This window comes from Desulfovirgula thermocuniculi DSM 16036 (genome assembly GCF_000429345.1).
In the GTDB taxonomy this organism is placed as follows: domain Bacteria; phylum Bacillota; class Desulfotomaculia; order Desulfotomaculales; family Desulfovirgulaceae; genus Desulfovirgula; species Desulfovirgula thermocuniculi.
Window position 1 is genome coordinate 49,067 of the sequence record NZ_AUBR01000010.1, and the last position, 23,615, is coordinate 72,681.

General features: G+C 64.4%; 19 protein-coding genes and 1 other annotated feature. Of the genes, 3 read left to right on the forward strand and 16 right to left on the reverse strand.

Annotated elements, in window-relative coordinates; translation table 11 throughout:
- Positions 1-187 precede the first annotated feature (187 nt).
- The gene (gene glmM / locus G454_RS0104135; protein WP_027717585.1) at positions 188-1,522 is read right to left on the reverse strand and encodes a phosphoglucosamine mutase; all 1,335 of its coding nucleotides are present in this window, start codon (positions 1,520-1,522) and stop codon (positions 188-190) included.
- Positions 1,523-1,725: 203 nt separating this feature from the next.
- On the opposite strand from glmM, the gene G454_RS17665 reads away from it, so the two are divergent.
- From G454_RS17665 to G454_RS0104155, 3 genes are read left to right on the forward strand one after another with little or no spacing between them, the layout of a single operon-like run.
- The gene (locus G454_RS17665) at positions 1,726-2,982 is read left to right on the forward strand and encodes an NAD(P)/FAD-dependent oxidoreductase (RefSeq protein ID WP_245574307.1); all 1,257 of its coding nucleotides are present in this window, start codon (positions 1,726-1,728) and stop codon (positions 2,980-2,982) included.
- Positions 2,983-2,995: 13 nt separating this feature from the next.
- Positions 2,996-4,915 (forward strand): anaerobic carbon-monoxide dehydrogenase catalytic subunit, encoded by a 1,920-nt coding sequence (cooS, locus tag G454_RS0104150; protein ID WP_035106850.1) that lies wholly within the window; start codon positions 2,996-2,998, stop codon positions 4,913-4,915.
- A 13-nt stretch (positions 4,916-4,928) separates the two neighbouring features.
- On the forward strand, positions 4,929-5,444 hold the full coding sequence (locus G454_RS0104155; protein ID WP_027717587.1) for a 4Fe-4S dicluster domain-containing protein: 516 nt from the start codon (positions 4,929-4,931) through the stop codon (positions 5,442-5,444).
- Positions 5,445-5,495: 51 nt separating this feature from the next.
- Here G454_RS0104155 and G454_RS17670 read toward each other — a convergent pair whose 3' ends face one another.
- The 15 genes from G454_RS17670 to G454_RS17680 form a co-directional block, all read right to left on the reverse strand.
- Positions 5,496-6,236 carry a CdaR family protein gene (locus G454_RS17670; protein WP_051275863.1) on the reverse strand — a complete coding sequence of 247 codons (741 nt, stop codon included), beginning with the start codon at positions 6,234-6,236 and terminating at the stop codon, positions 5,496-5,498.
- A gap of 18 nt (positions 6,237-6,254) precedes the next feature.
- Positions 6,255-7,076: a diadenylate cyclase CdaA gene (cdaA, locus tag G454_RS17675; protein WP_425387429.1), complete on the reverse strand. Its 822-nt coding sequence runs from the start codon at positions 7,074-7,076 to the stop codon at positions 6,255-6,257.
- 23 nt (positions 7,077-7,099) lie between these two features.
- Positions 7,100-8,671, reverse strand: a complete 1,572-nt coding sequence (cimA, locus tag G454_RS0104170; protein WP_027717588.1) for a citramalate synthase — start codon at positions 8,669-8,671, stop codon at positions 7,100-7,102.
- Between the two features lie 29 nt (positions 8,672-8,700).
- Entirely contained in the window at positions 8,701-9,780 is a 1,080-nt protein-coding gene (leuB, locus tag G454_RS0104175) for a 3-isopropylmalate dehydrogenase (RefSeq protein ID WP_027717589.1), read from the reverse strand.
- A complete protein-coding gene (gene leuD, locus G454_RS0104180; RefSeq protein WP_425387430.1) occupies positions 9,770-10,267 on the reverse strand; it encodes a 3-isopropylmalate dehydratase small subunit in 498 nt (165 codons plus the stop codon). Before leuD ends, leuB begins: the two co-directional genes overlap by 11 nt.
- Positions 10,268-10,279: 12 nt before the next feature.
- Positions 10,280-11,542 (reverse strand): 3-isopropylmalate dehydratase large subunit, encoded by a 1,263-nt coding sequence (leuC, locus tag G454_RS0104185; RefSeq protein ID WP_027717591.1) that lies wholly within the window; start codon positions 11,540-11,542, stop codon positions 10,280-10,282.
- Positions 11,543-11,545: 3 nt separating this feature from the next.
- The gene (locus G454_RS0104190; RefSeq protein ID WP_027717592.1) at positions 11,546-13,072 is read right to left on the reverse strand and encodes a 2-isopropylmalate synthase; all 1,527 of its coding nucleotides are present in this window, start codon (positions 13,070-13,072) and stop codon (positions 11,546-11,548) included.
- Positions 13,073-13,092: 20 nt separating this feature from the next.
- Positions 13,093-14,754: a biosynthetic-type acetolactate synthase large subunit gene (gene ilvB, locus G454_RS0104195; RefSeq protein ID WP_027717593.1), complete on the reverse strand. Its 1,662-nt coding sequence runs from the start codon at positions 14,752-14,754 to the stop codon at positions 13,093-13,095.
- A 47-nt stretch (positions 14,755-14,801) separates the two neighbouring features.
- Entirely contained in the window at positions 14,802-15,803 is a 1,002-nt protein-coding gene (gene ilvC / locus G454_RS0104200; protein ID WP_027717594.1) for a ketol-acid reductoisomerase, read from the reverse strand.
- Between the two features lie 2 nt (positions 15,804-15,805).
- A complete protein-coding gene (ilvN, locus tag G454_RS0104205) occupies positions 15,806-16,318 on the reverse strand; it encodes an acetolactate synthase small subunit (RefSeq protein ID WP_027717595.1) in 513 nt (170 codons plus the stop codon).
- Positions 16,319-16,342: 24 nt separating this feature from the next.
- A complete protein-coding gene (gene ilvB, locus G454_RS0104210; RefSeq protein ID WP_027717596.1) occupies positions 16,343-18,001 on the reverse strand; it encodes a biosynthetic-type acetolactate synthase large subunit in 1,659 nt (552 codons plus the stop codon).
- Complete coding sequence (gene ilvD / locus G454_RS0104215; RefSeq protein WP_027717597.1) at positions 17,998-19,671, reverse strand: dihydroxy-acid dehydratase; 1,674 nt, start codon at positions 19,669-19,671, stop codon at positions 17,998-18,000. Before ilvD ends, ilvB (G454_RS0104210) begins: the two co-directional genes overlap by 4 nt.
- Positions 19,672-19,697: 26 nt before the next feature.
- Entirely contained in the window at positions 19,698-20,579 is an 882-nt protein-coding gene (ilvE, locus tag G454_RS0104220) for a branched-chain-amino-acid transaminase (protein ID WP_027717598.1), read from the reverse strand.
- A 245-nt stretch (positions 20,580-20,824) separates the two neighbouring features.
- Positions 20,825-21,089, reverse strand: a binding site (T-box leader).
- A gap of 59 nt (positions 21,090-21,148) precedes the next feature.
- A complete protein-coding gene (gene argH / locus G454_RS0104230; protein WP_027717599.1) occupies positions 21,149-22,525 on the reverse strand; it encodes an argininosuccinate lyase in 1,377 nt (458 codons plus the stop codon).
- Positions 22,526-22,682: 157 nt separating this feature from the next.
- Positions 22,683-23,312 carry a DNA adenine methylase gene (locus G454_RS17680; protein WP_245574306.1) on the reverse strand — a complete coding sequence of 210 codons (630 nt, stop codon included), beginning with the start codon at positions 23,310-23,312 and terminating at the stop codon, positions 22,683-22,685.
- Positions 23,313-23,615: the final 303 nt, after the last annotated feature.

The following is a 23,615-nucleotide window of genomic DNA, read 5'->3' on the forward strand; positions in this document are numbered from 1 at the left end:
TTGCCGGCCGGTTTTGTAGTGCCGCTAACGGTCGTGGCCCGACCGGGGAGCATCCGCCGAAAACTTCGATAAACTCCCTCCTCGTCAACCCGCAGGAAGCGCGGGTTCTGGCGCTTGACCTTTAGGTTGTCTGCCGGCTGGAAACCGGCCCCTTTTTGTACCCATCCCCCCTTTCCCGGAGATTTAGCTAGGCCAGGCAGCGGATGACGTTAACCAGTTCGTCGACTACGGCCCGCAGGCAATCCCTGTCCCTCGCCTCCACCATGATGCGGATGAGCGGCTCGGTACCTGAAGGGCGCACCAGGATGCGCCCCTGGGCACCCAGGCGCTCCTGCTGCCTGGCAACGGCCTCGGCCAGGGCAGGGCTGCTCATGACCTTTTCCTTGTCCCTGACCGGCACGTTCTCCAGTATTTGAGGAAACTTCTCCATCTGGGCGGCCAATTCCTGCAGGGAAGCCCCTTTTTCCTTGACCACCTGCAGGAGATGCAGGGCGGTTAAGATCCCGTCCCCGGTGGTGGTGTAATCCAGCATGACAATGTGCCCGCTTTGTTCCCCGCCAAAATTGGCGCCGCAGCGGAGGAGTTCTTCCAAAACGTAGCGGTCCCCCACCTTGGTGCGCCGCACCCGGATGCCGCTTTCCTGCAGGGCCAGGTCCAGCCCCAGGTTGCTCATCACCGTGACCACCACCGTGTCCCCGGCCAGGCGGCCCTGCTCCTTTAAGTAGCGGCCCAGGATGACCATGATTTGGTCGCCGTCCACCAGGTTCCCCGCGTGGTCCACGGCCACCACGCGGTCGGCATCGCCGTCGTGGGCCAGGCCCAGGTGTGCCCCGTGCGAGACCACGGCCTCCTGCAGCTTTTCCGGGTGCGTGGAGCCGCAGCCGGCATTGATGTTGGCCCCGTCGGGGGAGCTAAAGATGGCCGTCACCTCCGCGCCCAGCTCCCGCAGCACGCGGGGGGCTACCTGGCTGGCCGCACCGTTGGCGCAGTCCACCACCACCTTGAACCCTGCAAGATCGCAGGACACTGTGCCCTTTAAAAAAGCCACATAGCGGTCCACGGCGTCGCCGACCTGGTGTACGCGCCCTATTCCTTCCCCCACCGGCAGGGGAATGGAGTCCAGGGAATAGACCAGGCGCTCTATTTCTTCCTCCACCTCGTCGGGCAGCTTGTAGCCGCTGGCACCGAAAAACTTGATGCCGTTATCCTCCATGGGGTTGTGGGAGGCCGAGATGACCACCCCGCCGGCAGCACCCAGCTCCCTGGTCAGGTAGGCCACAGCCGGCGTGGGCAGGACGCCCACCCTCAGCACGTCCACCCCCGCCGAGCAGATGCCCGCCGCCAGGGCGGCTTCCAGCATGTCGCAGGAGAGGCGCGTATCGCACCCCACGACCATCTTGGCTCCCGGCCTGCCCCCGGAGAGGACGTAAGCTCCGGCCCGGCCCAGCTTGAGGGCCAGCTCGGGGGTAAGCTCGCGGTTGGCTATCCCCCGCACCCCGTCGGTGCCAAAGAGGCTTCCCATCGGCAAATCCCCTCTCGCTATTATATTTAAAATATGTAACTGCCCACCATTAAGCTCCTCCCCGCAAAAACAGAGCCCACCGCCTGAAAGTATACCACAAAGCCCCCGGCAAAAACAGTGCGGCGCATTTTTCGGGAAGGATTTCCCGCAAAAGAAGGCGAACTTTTAAGCATACGTTCGAGGGGGGTGATCCCTTGCACTTTGTGGTCATAGGCACCAGCGCGGCGGGCATTGCCGCCCTGGAAACCCTGCGCCGCCTGGGGGGAACCAGGGCGCGCCTTACCGCCGTCACCGATGAGCCCTCCGAGCCCTATTCCCGCTGCCTCCTGCCGGATTTGCTGGCCGGCAAAAAGAGCGAATATTCTATCAGGCTCCGCCCCGCCGGCTTCTTCCCAAAGCTGGGGGTGGAGTTCCTGGCCGGCTTCAAGGTGGTGGCCCTGCACCCGGAAGAGAAAAAGGTTTTCCTTGAGGACGGGCGGCAGCTTTCCTTTGACCGCCTGCTGGTGGCCACCGGGGCCAGCCCCGTAATGCCGGAGGTTCCGGGGGTTGACACCAGGGGCGTGTTTGCCCTGCGCACCCTGCAGGATGCCCGGGAAATGGCCTCCCTTTTTCCCCGTGTCTCCCGGGCAATGATCCTGGGCGGCGGCCTGGTGGGGCTAAAAGCTGCGCTGGCCCTTAAGGTAGCCGGCGTGCCGCACGTAACCGTGGCCGTGGCCAGCCCCCGCCTGCTTACCCGCCAGCTGGACGAAGAAGCGGCGGCCATGGTGGAAAGGGAATTGACTGCCGCCGGCCTGGAGTTCATCTATAACGCGCAGCCCCGGGCCTTTGTGCCCGGCCCCCACGGCACGCTGGCCGGCGTGGAGCTTGCCGACGGCAGGGAGCTGCCGGCCGACCTGGCCGTGGTGGCCAAGGGAGTGCGGCCCAACGTCCAGCTGGTGCGCGAAGCGGGCGGCCTGGTGGGGGCAGGCATAGAGGTGGACCGCTACCTGCGCACCTCTCTTCCGGACGTCTTTGCCGCCGGGGATTGCGTCCAGGTAACCGACCGGCTGACCGGGCGGAAAACTAACTCCGCCCTCTGGACTCTGGCCGCCGAGCAGGGCCGCTACGCGGCGGCCAACATGCTGGGCCTGGCCCGTTCTTACCCCCCACCCCTTACCAGGCTCAACAGCGCCCGCTTTGGGAACCTGGACGTGGTGGCCGTAGGGAAAATGGAGGGCGAGGAGGTTTTGAGGGCCTTCGAGGGGACAACCGGCACCTACCGGCGGCTCGTTTTTGAAGGAGATAGGCTGGTGGGGTTCATCCTGGCCGGAAAGGTGAAGGGAGCCGGAGTCTACACGGCCCTGGTCAAGACGGGGCGACCGGCCTGGAAGTGGCGCCACCTGCTCCTGGAGGGGCGGGCGGGCCGGGTCGTCCTGGGCTGCCTGCCGCCGCAGCGGCGGGTAGAAAGCAAAATATCATAAAGGAGGCGCGGAAATGAAGGACTTGGCCGCGAAGGCTGCAGATCCGGCTGTGCGGGAGCTTCTGGAGAAGGCCCGCCGGCAGGGAGTGGAAACGGTGTGGGACAGGTACGAGGCCCAGCTCCCCCAGTGCGGCTTCGGGGAACTGGGGGTGTGCTGCCGCAACTGCGTGCAGGGGCCGTGCCGCATCAGCCCATTTGAGGACGGCCCGCAGCGGGGCATCTGCGGCGCCACCGCCGACACCATTGTCGCCCGCAACCTGGTGCGGGCCATTGCCGCCGGCACGGCGGCGCACTCCGGGCACGCCCGGCACCTGGCCCACGCGCTGCATAGGTGGGCGGAAGGAAAGGCCCCGGACTATCCGGTGCGGGACGAGCAGAAGCTGCGGGCAGTAGCCGCACGCCTGGGCCTCCAGGCGCAAGGTTTTTCCGTGAAGGAGCTGGCCTCCCGGGTGGCCAGCGAAGCCCTGGCCCAGTTCAGCGAGGGCGAAGGAGTCCTCGCCTGGCTAAAGTCCACCCTCCCGCCCGGGCGGCTGGAGGCACTTGGCCGGCTGGGCGTGCTGCCCCGGGGGATCGACACGGCCATCAGCGAGGTTATGCACCGCACCCACCTGGGCGTGGACGCAGACCCGGTGAACCTCCTTTTGGGCGGCATATCTTGCGCCCTGGCCGATTACGCGGGGTGCCACCTGGCCACCGATCTGGCGGACATCCTCTTCGGCACCCCCGCGCCGGTGGTTTCCGAAGCCAACCTGGGCGTCTTAAAGGCCGATCACGTCAACATTGCCCTCCACGGCCACAACCCACTGCTCTCGGACCTCGTGGTGCGGGCGGCGCGGGAAATGCAGGAAGAGGCCCGGGCGGCGGGAGCGGCGGGGGTCAACCTGGTGGGCATCTGCTGCACGGGCAACGAGGTGCTCATGCGCCACGGCGTGCCCCCGCTGACCCATTCCGTCTCCCAGGAGCTGCCCATGCTTACCGGCGCCCTGGACACTGTGGTGGTGGACTACCAGTGCGTCTACCCCTCCCTGGCGGGCGTGGCCGAGTGCACGGGCACCAGGCTGATCACCACCATGGGCATGGCCAAAATTCCCGGCGCGGCTCACGTGGAGTTTACGGAAGAGGAGGCTGCGGAAAAGGCCCGGGAGATCGTGCGCCTGGCTGTGGAAGCCTTTGCCGCACGCCGGGGGCGCCCGGTGCACATTCCCCCGCACAAGTCCAGGGTGGTGGCCGGCTTTTCCGTGGAGGCCGTAGTAGCCGCCCTTTCCCGGCTGGATGCCGCCGACCCCTTAAAGCCGCTGCTCGACAACATTGCGGCGGGCAACATCCAAGGGGTCTGCCTCTTTGCCGGCTGCAACAACGTCAAGGTGCCCCAGGACGAGAATTTCCTGGTCATGGCGCGGGAGCTGGCCGCGCGGGACGTCCTGTGCCTGGCCACCGGGTGCGGCGCCGGGGCCTACGCGCGCCACGGTTACCTCACCCCGGAGGCCACGCTGGAATATGCCGGCCCCGGCCTAAAGGCGGTGCTCACGGCCATCGGGGAGGCCAACGGCCTGGGCGGCCCGCTGCCCCTGGTGCTGCACCTAGGCTCCTGCGTGGACAACAGCCGGGCGGTGGACCTGGCCGTGGCCGTGGCCAGCAGGCTGGGCGTGGACACCGCGCAGCTCCCCGTGGTGGCCTCGGCACCCGAATTTAAGACGGAAAAGGCCGTCGCCATTGGCACCTGGGCCGTGGCCCTGGGCTTCCCCGTGCACCTGGGGTTGGTGCCGCCGGTGCTGGGCAGCGCCGCCGTGACCGAAGTGCTCACGGCAAAGGCCCGGGAGATCCTGGGCGGCTACTTCATGGTGGAAACCGACCCGGTTAAGGCGGCGGAAAAAATTTACGCCGCCATCGGCGAGCGGCGCCGGGCCCTGGGCCTGGCCACGCGGCCCTGGTAAAGGAGGGGGGAAGATGCCCCGGGAAATCCTCATCGACTTTGCGCGCTGCACCGGCTGCCTCTCCTGCCGGCTGGCCTGCGCCGTGGCCCACACGCAGGCAAAAAGCCTTTTCGATGCCGTTTTAGCCGGCGAAAAGCCCCGCGCGCGCATCTTCGTGCACCAGCTGGGGCAGCAAAAGGCGCCCATAAACTGCCGCCACTGCACGGACGCTCCCTGCCTCGACGCCTGCATGGCCGGCGCCATGTACCGGAAAGAAGACGGCACGGTGACCAACGAAGGCGGCGAGCAGCGGTGCGTGGGCTGCTGGATGTGCGTCATGGTGTGCCCCTACGGCGCCATCACCAGCGATGCCGCGGGCACCGTGGCCTTAAAGTGCGACCGCAACTGCCGGGATGAGAGCGGCACCCCCGCCTGCGTGCGCGCCTGCCCCACCGGTGCGCTGGTCTACACCGAGGTGGAAGATTATAGCGCCCACCGCCGCCACGGCGCCCTGGGGAAAATCCTCGCCGGCGGCGCGGGAGCCCCTTGAGCGCAGGAGGACCCTATATGAGAGGTCCCGGGCGCCTGATCCCGGGACCTCTTACTGCTCCTTCTGGCGGGCGGCCTGCCCGCTGCCGGATGAGGGCGCGCCGGCAGCCTGCTGGTTCCCCTGCCCGCCGGGGGAAACGGCTGCCCCGGGGGGAGCCGGCACCGGCCTCGCCATCACGCTCACCTTGACGCCCTGGGGGTTGGAGGTCACGCCTTGGGGCAGGCCGGAGATGTTCACGTACTGCTCCACTGCACCCGTGATCCCCTGCACGTTTACCTGCACCGTTACCTTGGCCAGCCCGCCCAGCTGTCGCTCCGGGCCCCTCAAGACCACCGCTGCAGGGCTGGCGCCGACATCAACCAGCTCGTAGCCCTCGGCAGGCGAACCTCTGAGGCTTACCTCCACGGGCACTCTTTTTTCCCCGATGCGGTCCACCAGCACGCGCACCTGGGCGGGAGTCACCTGCAGGACCTTTATCCCCGGCGGCGGGCTGACGCTAACGGTCAAGTCGTTTTCTCCCGGGGAAATGCCCGCGAGGTTCACCGCGGCCTGGAAGTCTCCCGCGTTTACGGCGTTTAGCTGCGCGCGGCTGCCCTGCGCCTTCACGCTCACGGTGGCCGGGAGCCCGGAAACAAGGTACCCTTCCGGGGCGCCGCGGGCCTGCAGGGCGACGCTGAAAATGCGCTGCTCCAGCGGGTTCTGCTCGTTGTTTACGTAAACCCACAGCACGAGGGCCAGGATGAGGGAGAGCAGTTGCAGGGGCAGGTTTCGCCAGTCAAATTTTGCCGGCAAGTGCGGCCACCACCCCTCCTACCTGCGCGGCCACCAGAATCCCCGCGCGGGCACGCCGGCAGGGGTGAAGGCCGCGGAAAGCCGCTCGGACAGCGCCAGCTCGTCCAGCCCCCGGGCCAGCGTCCCCTCCACGGCCAGGGAAATGGTGCCCGTTTCCTCGGAAACAATGACGGCCAGGGCGTCGGACACTTCCGTGATCCCTATACCTGCCCGGTGGCGGGTACCCAACTGCCTGGCCACATCCGGCTTTTCGGTTAAAGGCAAGATGCACCCTGCCGAAACCACCCGGCTGCCGCGGATGATTACCGCCCCGTCGTGCAGCGGGCTGCCGGGGGCAAAGATATTCACCAGGAGCTCCGCCGAGACGAGCCCGTCGATCTTTACCCCGGAATCGATGTATTCTTCCAGACCGGTGGTGCGCTCCATGACCACCAGCGCCCCCGCGCGCCGACGGGAGAGGAGGCTGGCCGCCCTCACCACGTGGCTGATGACCTGGGCGCGCTCCTTTTCCGCCTGGTAGAGCAGGGGGGCGTTGATGAAGCTCCCTCCCCCAAGCTTTTCCAGTGCCCGCCGGAGCTCCGGCTGGAAGACCACGGGTAGGGCCACCACCAGGGCGGTCATGGCCTGGCGCAGCAGCCAGTGGAAGGTGTCCAGGTGCAGCCAGCTGGAAAGGGCCGTGGCCACCAGCAAAACGGCCAGGCCCTTGATGAGCTGCACCGCCCTGGTGCCCCGGATGAGGAGTATCAGGCGGTAGAGCACAAAAGCCACCAGCAAAACGTCGATTACGGCAACGGGGTTGAAAGGGCCGAAGTCCAGGGCCCTGAGCCTCTCCAGCAGAATACCGCGACGCCTCCTTCTTTACCCTACCGGTGGCGGTTGTTCTTGAGCAGGCCGTAGGCAATGCTGTCCACCAGGGCCTGCCAGCTGGCTTCGATGATATTGGTGGAAACGCCCACCGTGCCCCAGGAACGCTCCCCGTCTCCCGTTTCAATGTGCACGCGCACGGTGGCCGCCGTGCCCTGCTTCTCGTCCAGCACGCGCACCTTGTAGTCGGTGAGCTTCATGCGGCGGATCTCGGGGTAAAAGTCCTCCAGGGCCTTGCGCAGGGCGTTGTCCAGGGCGTTTACGGGGCCGTTCCCCTCCGCCGCCGTGTGCACCACCTTATCGCCGACGGTCATCTTAATGACCGCCTCGGAGTGCACGGGGCTGTTTTCTTTCATTTCAATTATAATGCGCAGGCTCTCCAGCTTGAAGGGCTCCCGGTAGTTGTCGTAGGCACGGCGCAGAAGCAGCTCAAAGGAGCCCTCGGCCCCTTCAAACATGAAGCCCTGGTATTCCAGCTCCTTGATTTCCTCCAGCAGGCGGCGGTTTTCCTCCCGACTGGTGCCCAGCTCCAAATTCAACTCGCGGAATTTATAGAGCAGGTTGGAGAGGCCGCTCAGCTCCGAGACCAGCACCCGCCGGCGGTTGCCCACCAGGGAGGGGTCAATGTGCTCGTAAGTGCGGGGGTCCTTTAAAATGGCGCTGACATGTACGCCGCCCTTGTGGGCAAAGGCACTGGCCCCCACAAAGGGCTGGTGGGTATTGTGGTGCAGGTTGGCCACTTCGCTGACGTAGCGGGAAAGCTCGGTGAGGCGGGCCAGGGCATCCCGGGGGATGGTTTCGTGCCCGCACTTTAAGGTGAGGTTGGGGATTACCGAACAGAGGTTGGCGTTGCCGCAGCGCTCCCCGTAGCCGTTGACGGTGCCCTGCACGTGTACCACACCCGCCTCCACCGCCGCCAGGGTGTTGGCCACGGCCAGCTCCCCGTCGTTGTGGCAGTGGATGCCCAGCGGCACGGGGACCTCCTCCTTCACCCTCCCCACAATGGCGGCAATCTGCCCGGGAAGGCTCCCCCCGTTGGTGTCGCAGAGCACGAGGCGGTCGGCCCCGCCCTCCTGTGCCGCCTTTAAAGTAGCCAGGGCATAGGCGGGGTTGGCCTTAAAACCGTCAAAGAAATGCTCGGCATCATAAATGACCATGAGTCCCCGGCTTTTAAGAAACCTCACCGACTCACGGATCATGGCCAGGTTTTCTTCCAGGGTGGTTTCCAGTGCTTTTTGCACGTGAAAGTCCCAGGTCTTGCCGAAAATGGTGGCCACGGGGGTCCCGGCAGCCAGCAGGCTCTGAAGGTTGGGGTCCTGGTGCGCGGGCACCCCGGGCCTGCGCGTGGAACCAAAGGCGGCCAGGCGGGCGTTCTTGAGGCGGTGCTGGCGGATGCGCTGGAAAAAGTCCGCATCCTTGGGGTTGGACCCCGGCCAGCCGCCTTCGATGTAGTGAAAGCCCATTTCATCAAGCTTCAGGGCAATCTTTACCTTATCCTCTACGGAAAAGGAAATGCCTTCGCCCTGCGCGCCGTCCCGCAAGGTAGTATCGTAAATCTCCACCGGCGCCATTATCTCACCCCCGTGGCTTGCCCTATAGGTTAAGCGGCCTTTTCCACCTTCTCGGCAATGAGCCGGCCCATTTCCGTGGTGCCCACCTGTTTCCTGCCCGGCTCCATGATGTCCGCCGTGCGGTAGCCCTCCTCCAGCACCGCGGCCACCGCCCGCTCCACGGCCAGCGCCGCCTCCTCCAGGCCGAAGGAGTAGCGCAGCATCAGGGCCACGGAGAGTATGGCCGCAATGGGATTGGCCAGCTGCCGCCCCGCAATGTCGGGGGCGGAGCCGTGCACCGGCTCGTACAGGCCCACCCCGTCCCCCAGGCTGGCCGAGGGCAGCATGCCCAGGGAGCCCACCAGCTGGGCCGCCTGGTCGCTTAAGATATCGCCAAAGAGGTTTTCGGTGAGGATGACGTCAAACTGCTTGGGGTTACGTACCAGCTGCATGGCGCAGTTGTCCACCAGCATGTGGTTTAGCTCCACGTCGGGGTAGTCTTTCGCCAGCTCCGTAACCACTTCCCGCCACAGACGGGAGCTTTCCAGCACGTTGGCCTTATCCACCGAGGTGAGCTTTTTCTTCCTCGTCCTGGCCAGCTCAAAGGCCCGCCGCGCCACCCGCCGGATTTCCTCCGTGGTGTACACCATGGTGTCCACCGCCCGCTGCCCGCCGGGAATTTCCTCGCGGCGCTTTTCGCCAAAGTACAGTCCCCCGGTGAGCTCGCGCACCACCAGGATGTCCAGCCCCTCCACCACTTCCCGCTTCAGGGTGGAGGCATCTGCCAGGGCGGGAAAAACCACTGCCGGGCGCAGGTTGGCATAAACGTCCAGGGCCTTGCGCAAAGGTAGTAATGCCCCCGCCTCCGGGCGCAGGTGCACCGGCAGCTTATCCCACTTCGGCCCCCCTACGGCTCCCAGGAGCACGGCATCGCTGGACCGGCAGAGGTCCAGGGTGGCCTGCGGCAGGGGGTGCCCGGTAGCGTCGTAGGCAATGCCGCCAATCAAACCCTCCCGCAGCTGAAACTCGTGCCCGAAGCGCCTGCCGGCAGCGGCCAGCACACGGGTGGCCTGGGCGATGACCTCGGGCCCAATGCCGTCTCCCGGCAACACGGCAACCCTAAACCTCATCCTTACCCAACCTCCGCCTCACGTAGTTAATCAACCCTCCGGCAGCAATGATCTCCTGCATGAAGGGGGGGACGGGCGCGGCGCGGTACTGCTCCCCGCGGGTGAGATTGGTGATGGTGCCGCTGCCCAGGTCCACCTCCACCTCGTCGCCCTGCCGGATGCCTGCCGCCGCCTCCGGCGATTCCAGGATGGGCAGGCCGATGTTGAAGGCATTGCGGTAAAAGATGCGCGCAAAGGAGGCGGCAATAACGCAGGAAACCCCGCAGGCCTTAATGGCCAGGGGGGCGTGCTCCCGCGAGCTCCCGCAGCCGAAGTTCCTGCCGGCCACGATGACGTCCCCCGGCTGCACGCGGCCCGCAAAGGAGGGATCGGCGTCCTCCATGCAGTGGCGGGCCAGCTCGGCAGGATCCGAGGTGTTCAGGTAGCGGGCCGGGATGATCATGTCGGTATCAATGTCGTGGCCGAACTTCCAGGCCCTACCGCGCAGCTTTTCCATCCCTCACTGCACCTCCCAGGGGGCCGCAATGCGCCCCAGCACGGCGGAGGCGGCGGCCACCGCCGGGCCGCTTAAGTAAACTTCGCTTTCCGGGTGGCCCATGCGGCCCACAAAGTTGCGGTTGGTGGTGGCAATGCAGCGCTCCCCTGCCGCCAGGATGCCCATGTGCCCTCCCAGGCACGGCCCGCAGGTAGGAGTGCTCACGGCAGCCCCGGCCTCCAGAAAGATCTCGATGAGGCCCTCCCTTAAGGCCGCCCGGTAAATTTCCTGCGTCCCCGGGATGACGATAAGCCTCACGTAGGGGTGCACCTTTTTGCCCTTCAGCACGCGGGCCGCCTCCCGCAGGTCCTCCAGGCGCCCGTTGGTGCAGGAGCCGATGACCGCCTGGTGGATCTCCACCAGGCCCACCTCGCTGATGGGCCGCACGTTGGCGGGAGAGTGGGGGAAGGCCACCTGGGGCTCGAGCCCGCTCACGTCAAACTCGTACACTTCCTCGTAGCGGGCATCCGGGTCGCTGTGGTAAAGGCGGTAAGGCCTTTTTACCCGCCCCTCAATGTAGCGCAGGGTCACCCCGTCGGGAGGGACAATGCCGTTCTTGGCCCCCGCCTCCACGGCCATGTTGGCCATGGTCAGGCGCCCGTCCATGGACATCCCCTCGATGACCGGCCCGGTAAACTCCATGGCCTTGTACCGGGCGCCGTCTACGCCGATTTTGCCGATGGTGTAAAGGATGAGGTCTTTACCGCCCACCCAGGGGGGCAGCTGACCGTGGTAAACGAACTTGATGGTGGGGGGAACTTTCAGCCAGATTTCCCCTAAGGCCATGGCCGCAGCCAGGTCGGTACTGCCCACGCCCGTGGCAAAGGCCCCCAGGGCGCCGTAGGTGCAGGTGTGGGAGTCGGCCCCGATGATCAGCTCCCCCGGCGCCACCAGCCCCTGCTCGGGCAAGAGGCAGTGCTCGATGCCCATGCGGCCCACCTCGTAGTAGTGGGTGAGCCCTTGCTCCCGGGCAAACTCCCTGACCACCTTGGCCTGCTCGGCGGACTTGATGTCCTTGTTGGGCACAAAGTGGTCGGGAACCAGCACCACCCGCTCCGGATCGAAGACGCGCTCCACGCCGATACGCCGGAACTCCTGGATGGCCATGGGGGCGGTGATGTCGTTGCCCAAAACCAGGTCCACGCGCACGTTGACCAGCTGCCCCGGCTCTACGCGCTCCAGGCCGGCGTGCGCGGCCAGGATTTTTTCCGTAATGGTCATGGACATAGGTTATTGCTTCTCCTTTCCCTTTTCCCATAGGAGCCTGTTTACAGCGTTTAAATATGCTTTCGCGCTGGCCTCCAGAATATCGGTGGAGAAACCCCGCCCCAGGTAGGTTTTGCCGCCGTTTTCGGCAATCTTGAGGGTCACCTCGCCGATGGCGTCTTTGCCGCCCGTCACGGCGCTGACCCCCCAGCTCTTTAAAACGCAGGGCACGCCGGTGATCTTGTCAATGGCCCGGCAGATGGCGTCCACCGGGCCGTTGCCGCAGGCCGCCTCTTCCAGGACTTCTTCGCCCCGCCGCAGGCCCACGGTGGCCGTGGGGACTACCGTGGTACCGGTGGAAATGTGCAGGTACTCCAGGGTATAGGTGGAGGGCACGGGCCGGAGCTCGTCTTCGACGATGGCTTCCAGGTCGGCATCGGTAATCTCCTTTTTCTTATCCGCCAGCGCTTTAAAGCGGGCAAAGGCCTTATTTAGCTCTTCATCGGTTAACTGGTAACCCAATTCCTCCAGCCGCTGGCGGAAGGCGTGCCGCCCGGAGTGCTTGCCCAGCACCAGCGTGCTCTGGCTGATGCCCACCATGACCGGGTTCATGATCTCGTAGGTGGTGCGCTCTTTGAGCACGCCGTCCTGGTGGATGCCCGACTCGTGGGCAAAGGCGTTTTTACCCACCACCGCCTTGTTGGGCTGCACGGGCATGCCGGTGAGGCTGGACACCAGCCGGCTGGTGCGGTAAATCTCCTCCGTCTTTATGTTGGTTACGCAGTTAAACTGGTCGCGGCGGGTGTGGAGCGCCATAATTACCTCTTCCAGGGCGGCGTTCCCCGCCCGCTCCCCAATGCCGTTGATGGCCCCCTCCACCTGGTCGGCGCCGGCCAGCACCGCGGCCAGGGAGTTGGCCACGGCCAGGCCCAGGTCGTCGTGGCAGTGCACGCTTAAAACGACCTTCTCGATGCCCTTTACCCGCCGGCGGATCTCCCGGATGAGGCGGGCAAATTCCTCCGGCACGGCATAGCCGACCGTGTCGGGGATGTTGATGACCGTGGCCCCGGCGGCAATGGCCGCTTCCACCACCCGGCAGAGAAAGTCCAGCTCGGAGCGGGAGGCGTCCTCGCAGGAAAACTCCACGTCGGAGACGTAGCTCTTGGCCCGCTTCACGGCGGCCACGGCGGCTTCCAGAACCTGGTCCGGGGTCATGCGCAGCTTGTGCGCCATGTGAATGGGGGAAGTGGCAATAAAGGTGTGGATGCGCGGCTGCTCGGCCTCCCTCACGGCCTCCCAGGCGCGGTCGATGTCGGCATAATTGGCCCTGGCCAGGGCGGCCACGGTAACGCCCCGCACCTCCCGGGCAATGAGCTGCACGGCCTCGAAATCCCCGGGGGAAGTTATGGGAAAGCCCGCCTCAATTACGTCCACGCCCAGCTTAGCCAGCTGCCGGGCAATCTGGAGTTTTTCACCGGCATTCAGGCTTACCCCCGGGGATTGCTCGCCGTCCCTCAAGGTGGTGTCGAAGATGTATATGCGCCGGGCCATACCAAACCTCCTTGTCCTCGCTAGGCAATGGTCTCGTCAATGCCCCGCCCCGCCGGCACCATGGGTAGCACGTTTTCCTCGGGGCTGATCAGGCAGTCCACCAGCACCGGGCCGGGCTCTTCAAAGACGCGGGGCAGGATCTCCTGCAGCTCCTTTTCGCTTTGCACGGAGTAGCCCTTGATGCCGTAGGCTTTGGCCAGCAAGACAAAGTCGGGGTGGAACTTGAAGTCCACGGCCATGTAGCGACCCTCGCAGTAAAACTGCTGCAGCTGGCGCACCATGCCCAGCTTGTAGTTGTTGAGGAGGAATATTTTCAGGGGCAGGTCCTGCTCCCGCAGGGTGGCCAGCTCCTGGATGTTCATCTGGAAGCTGCCGTCCCCGGTGACCAGGATGACCTGCTTTCCGGGCAGGGCCAGCTGGGCGCCGATGGCCGCCGGCAGCCCGAAGCCCATGGCGCCCAGGCCGCCGGAGGAAATGAGGCTGCGCGGGCGCTTGAACCGGTAAAACTGGGCCACCCACATCTGGTGCTGGCCCACGTCCGTGGCCACCACCGCCTCGCCTCCGGTGTGGCGGTAGATCTCCTCCACCACGTACTGGGGCTTGAGGCCCCCTTCCCGGGAGTAGGTCAGGGGGTACTGCTCCTTTAGTTCCTGCACGCGGGCCAGCCAGCGGGAGCGGTCGGTTTTATCCAGGAGGGGCAAGAGGGCCCGCAGCACCTGCTTGACGTCCCCTACAATGGGCACGTCCACGAGGACGTTCTTGCCGATCTCCGCCGGGTCGATGTCCACGTGGATGATCTTGGCCTGGGGAGCAAAGGCGGCCACTTTGCCGGTCACCCGGTCGTCAAACCTGGCTCCCAGGGCAATGAGCAGGTCGCACTCGGTAACCGCCAGGTTGGCATAGCGGGTGCCGTGCAGGCCCAGCATGCCCAGGAAGAGGGGGTGGTCACCGGGAAAGCTGGAGAGCCCCATGAGGGTATTTACCACCGGCGCGGAGATGGTTTCCGCCAGCTGCACCAGCTCCTCGCTGGCCCCGGCATTGATGATCCCCCCGCCGGCGTAAATCACCGGGCGCTCAGACCTGCGGATCAGCTCCGCGGCCTGGTTGATCTTGGCGGGGTGCCCCTGGTAGTTGGGCCTGTAGCCGGGCAGCCTGACCTTTTCGGGATAGTAAAAGTCGATGGTGGCCTGGGCCACGTCCTTGGGCAGGTCGATGAGCACCGGGCCCGGCCGGCCGGTGGAGGCAATGTGAAAGGCGTTCTTGATGATTTGCGGGAGGGCCGCCGGATCTTTTACCAGGTAGTTGTGCTTGGTAATGGGCATGGTGATGCCGGTGATGTCCACTTCCTGGAAAGCATCCGTGCCTACCTGGGTGGTGGGCACCTGGCCGGTGAAGATTACCAGGGGGACGGAGTCCATGTAGGCGTTGGCAATGCCCGTCACCAGGTTGGTGGCGCCCGGGCCGGAGGTGGCCATGCACACCCCCACCCGCCCGGTGGCCCGGGCATAGCCGTCGGCGGCGTGCACGGCCCCCTGCTCGTGGCGGACCAGCACGTGCTTGATGCTGGAATGGTAGAGGGCATCGTACACGGGAAGCATGGCCCCGCCGGGCAGGCCGAAAACCACCTCCACCTGCTCCAGCTCCAGGCAGCGGACCAGGGCCTGGGCCGCAGTGAGTTTCACGGTAACACCCCCTTTAAGTCCTTAAATTATGCCGTCCCGGCCTGCACCTAGACCTGCCTCTGGGGCAGCCAGGACATCATCTTGCGCAGCTCGCGTCCCACTTTTTCGATGAGGTGTTCGGCTTCCTTCCTACGCATGGCGTTAAACATAGGCCGGTTGGCCTGGTTCTCCAGGATCCACTGCTTGGCAAACTGGCCGCTCTGGATTTCTTCCAGAACCTTTTTCATTTCCCGGCGCACCTGCTCGTTGATGATGCGCTTGCCCACCATGTAATCCCCGTACTCGGCGGTGTTGCTCACCGAATAGCGCATCCAGGAGAGGCCGCCCTCGTAAATGAGATCCACGATGAGCTTTAGCTCGTGCAGGCACTCGAAGTAGGCTATTTCCGGCGCGTAGCCGGCCTCCACCAGGGTATCGAAGCCGGCCTTGATCAGCTCGCTGACCCCCCCGCACAAGACGCACTGTTCGCCAAAGAGGTCCGTCTCCGTTTCTTCACGAAAGGTGGTCTCAAACACGCCGGCCCGCGTGCCCCCGATGCCCTTGGCGTAGGCCAGGGCCAGGTCCTTCGCCCGCCCGCTGGCGTCCTGGTGCACGGCCACCAGGCAGGGCACCCCCTTGCCCTCCAGGTACATGCGGCGCACGATGTGGCCGGGCCCCTTGGGGGCCACCATGAACACGTCTACCTCCGGCGGGGGAACGATCTGGCCGTAGTGGATGTTAAAGCCGTGGGAGAACATGAGGGCCTTGCCGGGGGTCATGTGGGGGGCCACCGCCTCCCGGTAAAGGCCGGGCTGGACCTCGTCGGGCACCAGCACCTGCACGATGTCCGCCCGCGCGGCAGCTTCCGCCGGGCTCACCACCTCGAAACCGTCGGCGCGGGCCTTTTCCCGGCTGCGGCTGCCCTCGTGCAGCCCGATGATCACTTTCAGGCCGCTGTCGCGCAGGTTCTGGGCCTGGGCGTGGCCCTGGCTGCCGTAGCCGAGCACGGCAATGGTCTTGCCCTCCAGAAGCTTTAAATCGGCATCCTGATCGTAGTAAATCCTGGCCACTCTCACTCATCCTCCCTCGTACCGTTGATGTTTGTATAGCGGGAACCCCGCAGCATGGCAATCTTGCCCGTACGCACCAGCTCTTTGATGCCGTAGGGCCGCAGGGACTCCTCAAAGGCCCTGATTTTACCCTCGTTGCCGGTGCACTCTAAAATCATGGTGCGGCGCCCCAGGTCCACAATGCGGGCGCGGAAGATATCGGCAATTTGCATGATCTCGCCGCGCTTTTCCGGCTCGGCGCTAACCTTGATGAGCACCAGCTCCCGGTCCACGTGCTCCTCCCGGGAGATGTCGCTGACCTTAATGACCTCAATGAGCTTGCGCAGCTGCTTGATCACCTGCTCCAGCACGCGCTCGTCGCCTTCCACCACAATGGTCATGCGGGAAATGGCCGGGTTGTCCGTGCGGCCCACGGCCAGGCTGTCAATGTTGTAGCCCCGCCGGCTGAACAGCCCGGCCACCCGCGCTAAAACGCCGGGGTTGTTCTCCACCAGCACGCTCAAGGTGTGCCGCATTATCACACCTCCCTTATCTGTCGCTCAGCCCAGCATGCAGTTGAGGGGCTGCCCGGGCGGGACGAAGGGCATCACGTTTTCCTCGCGCTCGATAATAAAATCAATGACCACCGGTTTAGGGGTGGCCAGGGCTTCCTGCAGGGCTGGCGCTATTTCTGCGGGCTTTTCCACCCGCATGCCCACCGCCCCGTAAGCCTCGGCCAGTTTCACGAAATCGGGGTTGACCAGCTCGCTGTAGGCGTACCGCCGGTTGTAGAAAAACTCCTGCCACTGGCGGACCATGCCCAGGTAACCGTTGTTCATGATGGCTACCTTAATGGGCAGGTTGTAGTGCACCGCCGTGGCCAGCTCCTGGATGTTCATCTGGATACTCCCGTCCCCGGCAATGTCAAAGACGGTTTCGTCCGGGCAGGCCACCTGTACTCCGATGGCCGCCGGCAACCCGAAGCCCATGGTGCCCAGACCGCCGGAGGAGATGAAGGTGCGGGGCCGGGTAAAGGTGTAATAATGGGCCGTCCACATCTGGTGCTGGCCCACGTCCGTGGTGATGCGGGCCTGCCCCTGCGTGGCGTAGTAGATCTCCCGGATGACCTTCTGGGGCTTTAAGCGCCCGTTTTCCTCGTAGGTAAGGGGGTACTCCTTCTTCCAGGTGGCTATCTTTTCCTGCCAGGCCCCCGGCAGTCTGGCCTCCAGGCGCTCGATGAGGAGGGAAAGCACCCGCCTGGCATCGCCCACCAAGGCCACGTCCACGCGCACGTTCTTGCCAATCTCGGCGGGGTCGATGTCGATGTGGATGATCCTGGCCTGGCGAGCAAAGCTCTCCAGCTTGCCGGTAACCCGGTCGTCAAAGCGCACTCCCACGGCAATGAGCAGGTCGCACTCGCAGACGGCGTAGTTGGCGTACTTGCTGCCATGCATGCCCAGCATCCCCAGGGAGAGGGGGTGGTCCCCCGGGAAGGCCCCCAGGCCCATCAGGGTGGTGGCCACGGGGGCCAGGAGCATCTCGGCAAAGCGGCGCAGCTCCAGGTGCGCCCCGGAATTGACCACCCCGCCGCCGGCGTAGATAACCGGGCGCTCGGCGCGGGCAATGAGTTCCACCGCCCGGGCCAGGTCCTCGGGACGCGGCTCCGTGGCCACGCGGTAGCCCGGGAGGTTCACCGGGCCGGGGTCCTGGTACTCAATCTGGGCCCCGGATACGTCCCGCGGGATATCCACCAGCACGGGCCCGGGCCGCCCGGTGGTGGCAATGTAAAAGGCCTCCCTGATGACGCGCGCCAGGTCGCGCACGTCCTTGACGATATAATTGTGCTTGGTGATGGGCATGGTAATCCCGGTAATGTCTGCCTCCTGGAAGGAGTCCCTGCCAAGCTGGGAGGTGACCACCTGGCCGGTAAAGGCCACCAGCGGAACAGAATCCATGTAGGCGTTGGCAATGCCCGTCACCAGGTTGGTGGCTCCGGGGCCGGAGGTGGCCAGGCAGACCCCCGGGCGACCGGTGGCCCGGGCATAGCCGTCGGCCGCGTGGGCTGCGCCCTGCTCGTGCCGGGTGAGGATGTGGCGTATGTCGCTTTCATAAAGGGCGTCGTAAATGGGCAGGACCGCCCCGCCGGGATAGCCAAAGATGGTGTCCACGCCCTGTTCTTTCAGGCAGTCCACAAATATCTGGGCCCCGGATTTCTTCACTCCCCTCCACCTCCTTTAAAGACGGCCCCCTGGCTGGCCGAGCTGACCTGGCGGGCATAGCGGGCCAGGTAACCCTTGGTAACCCGCGGCGTGGGCGGCTTCCAACGGGAGAGGCGCTCTTTGATTTCCTCTTCGCTTAGCTCCACATCCAGGCGGCGGCGGGGAATATCGATAACCACCATATCCCCGTCCTGCAGCGCCGCCAGGGGACCTCCTTCGGCAGCCTCGGGGGAAATGTGGCCGATGCAGGCTCCCCTGGTGGCCCCGGAAAAGCGCCCGTCGGTGAGCAGGGCCACCTCCTTGTCCAGGCCCATGCCCACCACGGCGGAGGTGGGGGTAAGCATCTCGCGCATCCCCGGGCCGCCGCGGGGGCCTTCGTAGCGGATGACAATGACGTCGCCCCTTTTGATCCTGCCGCCCAGGATGGCCTCCACCGCCTCCTCCTCGGAGTCAAACACCCTGGCCGGGCCGCGGTGAACCATCATTTCCGGCGCCACGCCGGCCTTTTTCACCACCGCCCCCTGGGGGGCCAGGTTGCCCCAAAGGATGGCAATGCCGCCCGTGGGGCTGTACGGGTCCTCCACGTCCCGGATCACCTCCGGGCGCTTCACCCGGCAGCCCTTGATGAGCTCTCCCACCGTTTTGCCGGACACGGTGAGGGCATCCAGGTGCAGGAGGCCCTTCCTGGCCAGCTGAGCCATCACGGCGGGGATGCCCCCGGCTTCATGCAGGTCCTCCAGGAAGTAGGGCCCCATGGGGCTGAGCCGACACAGGTTCGGCGTGCGCTCGCTAATCTCGTTGATCTTTTCCAGGTCCAAGTGCACCCCGGCTTCACTGGCCACGGCCATTAAGTGCAGCACCGTGTTGGTGGAGCACCCCAGGGCCATATCCACGGCCAGGGCATTTTCAAAGGCCTGCGGCGTGAGCACCGCCGAGGGCCGCAGGTCTTCCCTGACCATTTCCACGATGCGCATGCCGGAAGACTTGGCCAGGCGGCGCCGGGCGGCGTGAACGGCGGGGATGGTGCCGTTGCCCGGCAGGGCCAGGCCTACGGCCTCGGTAAGGCAGTTCATGGAGTTGGCCGTAAACATGCCGGCGCAGGACCCGCAGCTGGGGCAGGCCTCTTCCTCTATGGCCGCCAACTCCTCCTCGTCCATGCGCCCGGCCTTGACCGCTCCCACGGCCTCGAAGACGTTGCTCAGTGAGATCCTCCGGCCCTCGTGGCGCCCGGCCAGCATGGGGCCGCCGCTGACCACAATGGCCGGGATGTCCAGCCGGGCGGCGGCCATGAGCATCCCCGGCACCACCTTGTCGCAGGCGGTAACCAGCACCAAGCCGTCAAACTGGTGGGCCTGCACCATCACCTCAATGGAGTCGGCAATAAGTTCCCTGCTGGCCAGGGAAAACTTCATCCCCGCGTGGTTCATGGCCAGCCCGTCGCATACGGCAATACAGGGAAACTCCACCGGCACGCCGCCGGCCATGCGCACCCCGGCCTTGACCGCAGCGGTGATCTCATTTAGGTGCACGTGCCCCGGCACGATCTCGTTAAAGGAATTCACCACCCCGATCAGGGGGCGCCCCATCTCCTCGTCCACAAACCCCAGCGCCCTCAAGAGGGAGCGGTGCGGGGCTTTCTCCAGGCCTCTCTTTATTACCTCGCTGCGCACGTCGCCAAGCCTCCTTCGAATAGAGCTTACTCCGGGAAGATCACCGGGCCGTCGGTCTTGGTGAGCTCGCGGAAAGCGCGCATTAGCTCCCTGGTTATCTCGCCCGGCCGGCCGCTGCCGATGACGCGCCCGTCCAGCTTTACCGCCGGAATGATCTCGGCTGCCGTGCCGGTGAGGAAACACTCGTCGGCGTTGTATATGTCAAAGCGGGTGAACACCTTTTCCTCCACCGGGATGCCCTTTTCGCGGGCAAGCTCCATGACGGTGTTGCGGGTGATGCCTTCCAGGATGCCCAGGTAAGGGGGCGGCGTGATAAGCACGCCGTTTTTAACGATGAAAATGTTGTCGCCGGTGGCCTCGGTCACGTAGCCCTCCTGGCTCAGCATGATGGCCTCGGGAACACCCATGAGGTTGGCCTCAATCTTGGCGTAAATGTTGTTCAGGTAGTTTAAAGACTTCACCCGAGGGTTGCAGGCTTCCGGCAAGTTGCGGCGGGTGGCCACGGTAGCCAGCTCCAGGCCCTTTTCGTAAAGTTCCGCGGGGTACAGTTGTATGGAGGCAGCTATACAGAAGATGGTGGGCCTGAGGCACTTGCGGGGGTCCAGTCCCAGGTCCCCGGGGCCGCGTGTGACCACCAGGCGGATATACCCGTCCCGCAGGTTGTTCCTCCGGCAGGTTTCCAGGACCACTTCCATCATTTCTTCCGGGCTAAGAGGAATCTTCAGGTCAATGGCGCGGGCAGACTCGTACAGCCTGACGATGTGCTCTTTGAGCTTGAAAACCCGGTTGTTGTACGCGCGGATGCCTTCAAACACCCCGTCGCCGTATAAAAGGCCGTGATCGAAGACCGAAACCACCGCCCGCTCCTCCGGCACGAACTCACCGTTTAAGTAAATGATAAGCCCCATGCAAAACCCCACCCCACTAGCCAAAAATTTAAGACCCGAAAAGCAAGCTCCCCGTGAAAGTGGAACCTCCCGCTCGGGTCTTTTATCCCCACGGTGTAACCGGCAGCCTGCCGGCCTGTACCGCTTGGTCCAGACCCCCGCCACGGGGCGGAGCGGAACCCTAGGTACACTCCCACTTTAAAAAGCCCGCCTGTTTTTTGTGCAAAAAACAAGCGCCTCCTGCCCGGCAGTAACTTTCTTTTACTGCCAGGGACGAGAGGCGCAAAAGGCCTTCCGCGGTACCACCCTGCTTGCCCTTGCCTCGCGGCAAGAACCCCTTATGTGTCCCTATCAGGACACGGCTTTGTTAACGGGTAGCCAACCCGGCCCGGCTTAATCGGCGCGTGAGAAACGCCTTTCAGCTGGCAACTCCGGGGCGATCCCTTTCACCTGCTCCGGCACCGGTTCTCAGCTCCCCCGGCTCTCTGTGGCCTGGAAAACAGGCTACTTCCTCCCCTTCATCGTCTTTTTCCGCAGCAACTTGCTATTCAGTATACAAAAGAGCACCCGTGGTGTCAAGCAAATTTATGTTAAAAATCTAGCCTGGCCCTGGCCCGGCTAATGGCCTGGCGCACCGCTTCGGGGGCGGGCCCGCCCAGAACACGGCGCGCCGCCACGCACCGGCGGATGTCCAGCGCCCGGTAAACGTCTTCCTCCACGGCAGGGGCAAACTGCCGCATCTCCTCCAGCGAGAGGTCCTCCAGGGCCTTGCCCTCCCCCAGGGCGTAGAGGACCATTTTACCTACCTGGGCGTGGGCCTCGCGGAAGGGCACCCCTTTCCTGACCAGGTAGTCGGCCAGGTCAGTGGCGTTGGTGAACCCCTCGCGGGCAGCGGCGAGCATCCTCTCCTTCCTCACCCGCATGGTGGAAACCATGGGGATAAAAACCGCCAGGCACTTCTTTACCGTGTCCACGGCATCAAAGAGGGCTTCTTTGTCCTCCTGCATGTCCTTGTTGTAGGCCAGCGGCAGCCCTTTGAGCATGGTCAGGAGGGCCTGAAGGTCGCCGTAAACGCGCCCCGTCTTGCCCCGGATGAGCTCGGCCACGTCCGGGTTCTTCTTCTGGGGCATCATGCTGCTGCCCGTGCTGTAGGCGTCGTCCAGCTCGATGAAGCCGAACTCCGCCGAGGACCACAGCACGATCTCCTCGCAGAAGCGGCTCAGGTGCATCATGATAATGGCCGCCGCCGCCACAAACTCCACGGCAAAGTCGCGGTCGCTGACCGCATCCAGGCTGTTTTCGGCCACCGCCGCAAAGCCCAGCTCCCCGGCCACGAAGTGGGGGTCTAGGGGAAAAGTGGTGCCGGCCAGGGCCCCCGCTCCCAGAGGCAGCACGTCGGTACGCCGCCGGCAGTCCAGGAGCCTTTCCACATCCCGCCAGAACATCTGCACGTAGGCCAGGAGGTGGTGGGCCAGGGTGACGGGCTGGGCCCGCTGCAGGTGGGTGTAGCCGGGCATGACGGTCTCGCAGTGTTCCTCGGCCAGGTCCAGCAGGGTGTGCTGGAGCTTTTTTAAGAGACCCACGATGGCGTCAATCTCGTCCTTTAAGTACATGCGCACGTCCAGGGCCACCTGGTCGTTGCGGCTGCGGGCGGTATGCAGTTTTTTCCCTACCGGGCCGATGCGCCGCGTGAGGAGCTGCTCGATGTTCATGTGGATGTCCTCGGCCTCCACGGCAAACTCCACCCGCCCGGCCTCGATGTCGGCCAGGATCTCTTCCAATCCGCGCACGATTAGCTCTGCTTCCTCTTGAGAAATGATCCCCTGCCTGGCCAGCATGCGAGCGTGAGCCTGGCTACCCCTTATATCGTGCCGGTAAAGCCGCCGGTCAAAGGAAATGGAAGAGTGGAAATCCTCCACCAGGCGGTCGGTATCCTTCTGAAAGCGCCCTCCCCAGAGCTTGGACAACTGTTAACACTCCTTACAACCGGGAATTTTGCTCAATAGAGCTTACCTAATTGCGGAAAAGCGTGTCAAGACAAAATTCCCGGTTGTTCGACCGGGAATTTTGTCCCGTAAAGCTTACCGGTCAACGAAAAGCATGCCAAGGCAAAATTTCTCGTCTTTAGCTATAGTTGCGGATGACCAGTTCTGCAACCGGCCCGCGCCTGTCCCCCCGGCAGCACACAGCCCTGCGGGCGTGGACGACCCGCAAGTCGTACCCGGCGTAAAGCTCGCGGATGAAGGGAGTATCGGAGTTGCTGAGCATCACCAGGCAGCCTCTCCTGTCCAGCTCGCGGAAAACGGCGGCCAGCCGCCGCTGGTCCTCAACCCCAAAGGCGTGGGCGGTGTAGCCGGTAAACTTTGCCGTGGCAGACAGGGGGTAGTATGGCGGGTCAAGGTAGACAAACACTCCCGGGCGGGCAAATTCCAGCACCCGGGAAAAGTCGTCGCAAATTATTTCCGCCCGTTTGAGCGCCCGGCTGGCCAGGGTCAGGTTCTCTGCGTCGCAGATCCTGGGGTCCTTGTAGCGCCCGAAGGGCACGTTGTGCTTCCCCTGGCTGTTTACCCTCCAGAGGCCGTTGTAGGCGGTCTTGTTCAGGTAGAGAAACCTGGAAGCGCGCTCCACAGGGGAAAGGGTTTGCGGCTCAAGGGCGCGCAGGCGGTAGTAATACTCCGCCGTATTCCGGTGCTTTTCCAGGTCCCGCAGCAGCTCCTCCAGGTCGTCCCGCAGCACAAGGTAAAAGTTTACCAACTCGAGACTGTCGCAAAACCCCCAGTCCAAAAACTGGCAGATTGACCTGAACGTTTAGTTCATGAGAAAGTTTATCCTTTCTTGGCAAGGAATCTACTACTTTTGTCGAACATTTCCCTCCAAAGGCCTTTTTGGGGGGTTGGACTCATGTACCGCCGCGATAGAGAACTACAGCTGGACTTTTACCACCCGGACATTGCCTGCCCGCATCTCTTCCCGGAAGGCAACTTTTACCGCGTGCTCAAGGAAAAGCTGGACCGCTGGGTAGGTGAGCTGGATTTCCAGCCGCTTTACTGCCCCGAC

Coding starts and splice junctions, on each gene's coding strand:
- G454_RS0104190 (WP_027717592.1), bottom strand. CDS start 13,072: ATGGCCCGGCGCATATACATCTTCGACACCACCTTGAGGGACGGCGAG.
- G454_RS0104155 (WP_027717587.1), top strand. CDS start 4,929: ATGCCCCGGGAAATCCTCATCGACTTTGCGCGCTGCACCGGCTGCCTC.
- leuB (WP_027717589.1), bottom strand. CDS start 9,780: ATGAGGTTTAGGGTTGCCGTGTTGCCGGGAGACGGCATTGGGCCCGAG.
- glmM (WP_027717585.1), bottom strand. CDS start 1,522: ATGGGAAGCCTCTTTGGCACCGACGGGGTGCGGGGGATAGCCAACCGC.
- ilvE (WP_027717598.1), bottom strand. CDS start 20,579: ATGGGGCTTATCATTTACTTAAACGGTGAGTTCGTGCCGGAGGAGCGG.
- cimA (WP_027717588.1), bottom strand. CDS start 8,671: ATGGCGCCGGTGGAGATTTACGATACTACCTTGCGGGACGGCGCGCAG.
- ilvN (WP_027717595.1), bottom strand. CDS start 16,318: ATGCGGCACACCTTGAGCGTGCTGGTGGAGAACAACCCCGGCGTTTTA.
- cooS (WP_035106850.1), top strand. CDS start 2,996: ATGAAGGACTTGGCCGCGAAGGCTGCAGATCCGGCTGTGCGGGAGCTT.
- leuC (WP_027717591.1), bottom strand. CDS start 11,542: ATGTCCATGACCATTACGGAAAAAATCCTGGCCGCGCACGCCGGCCTG.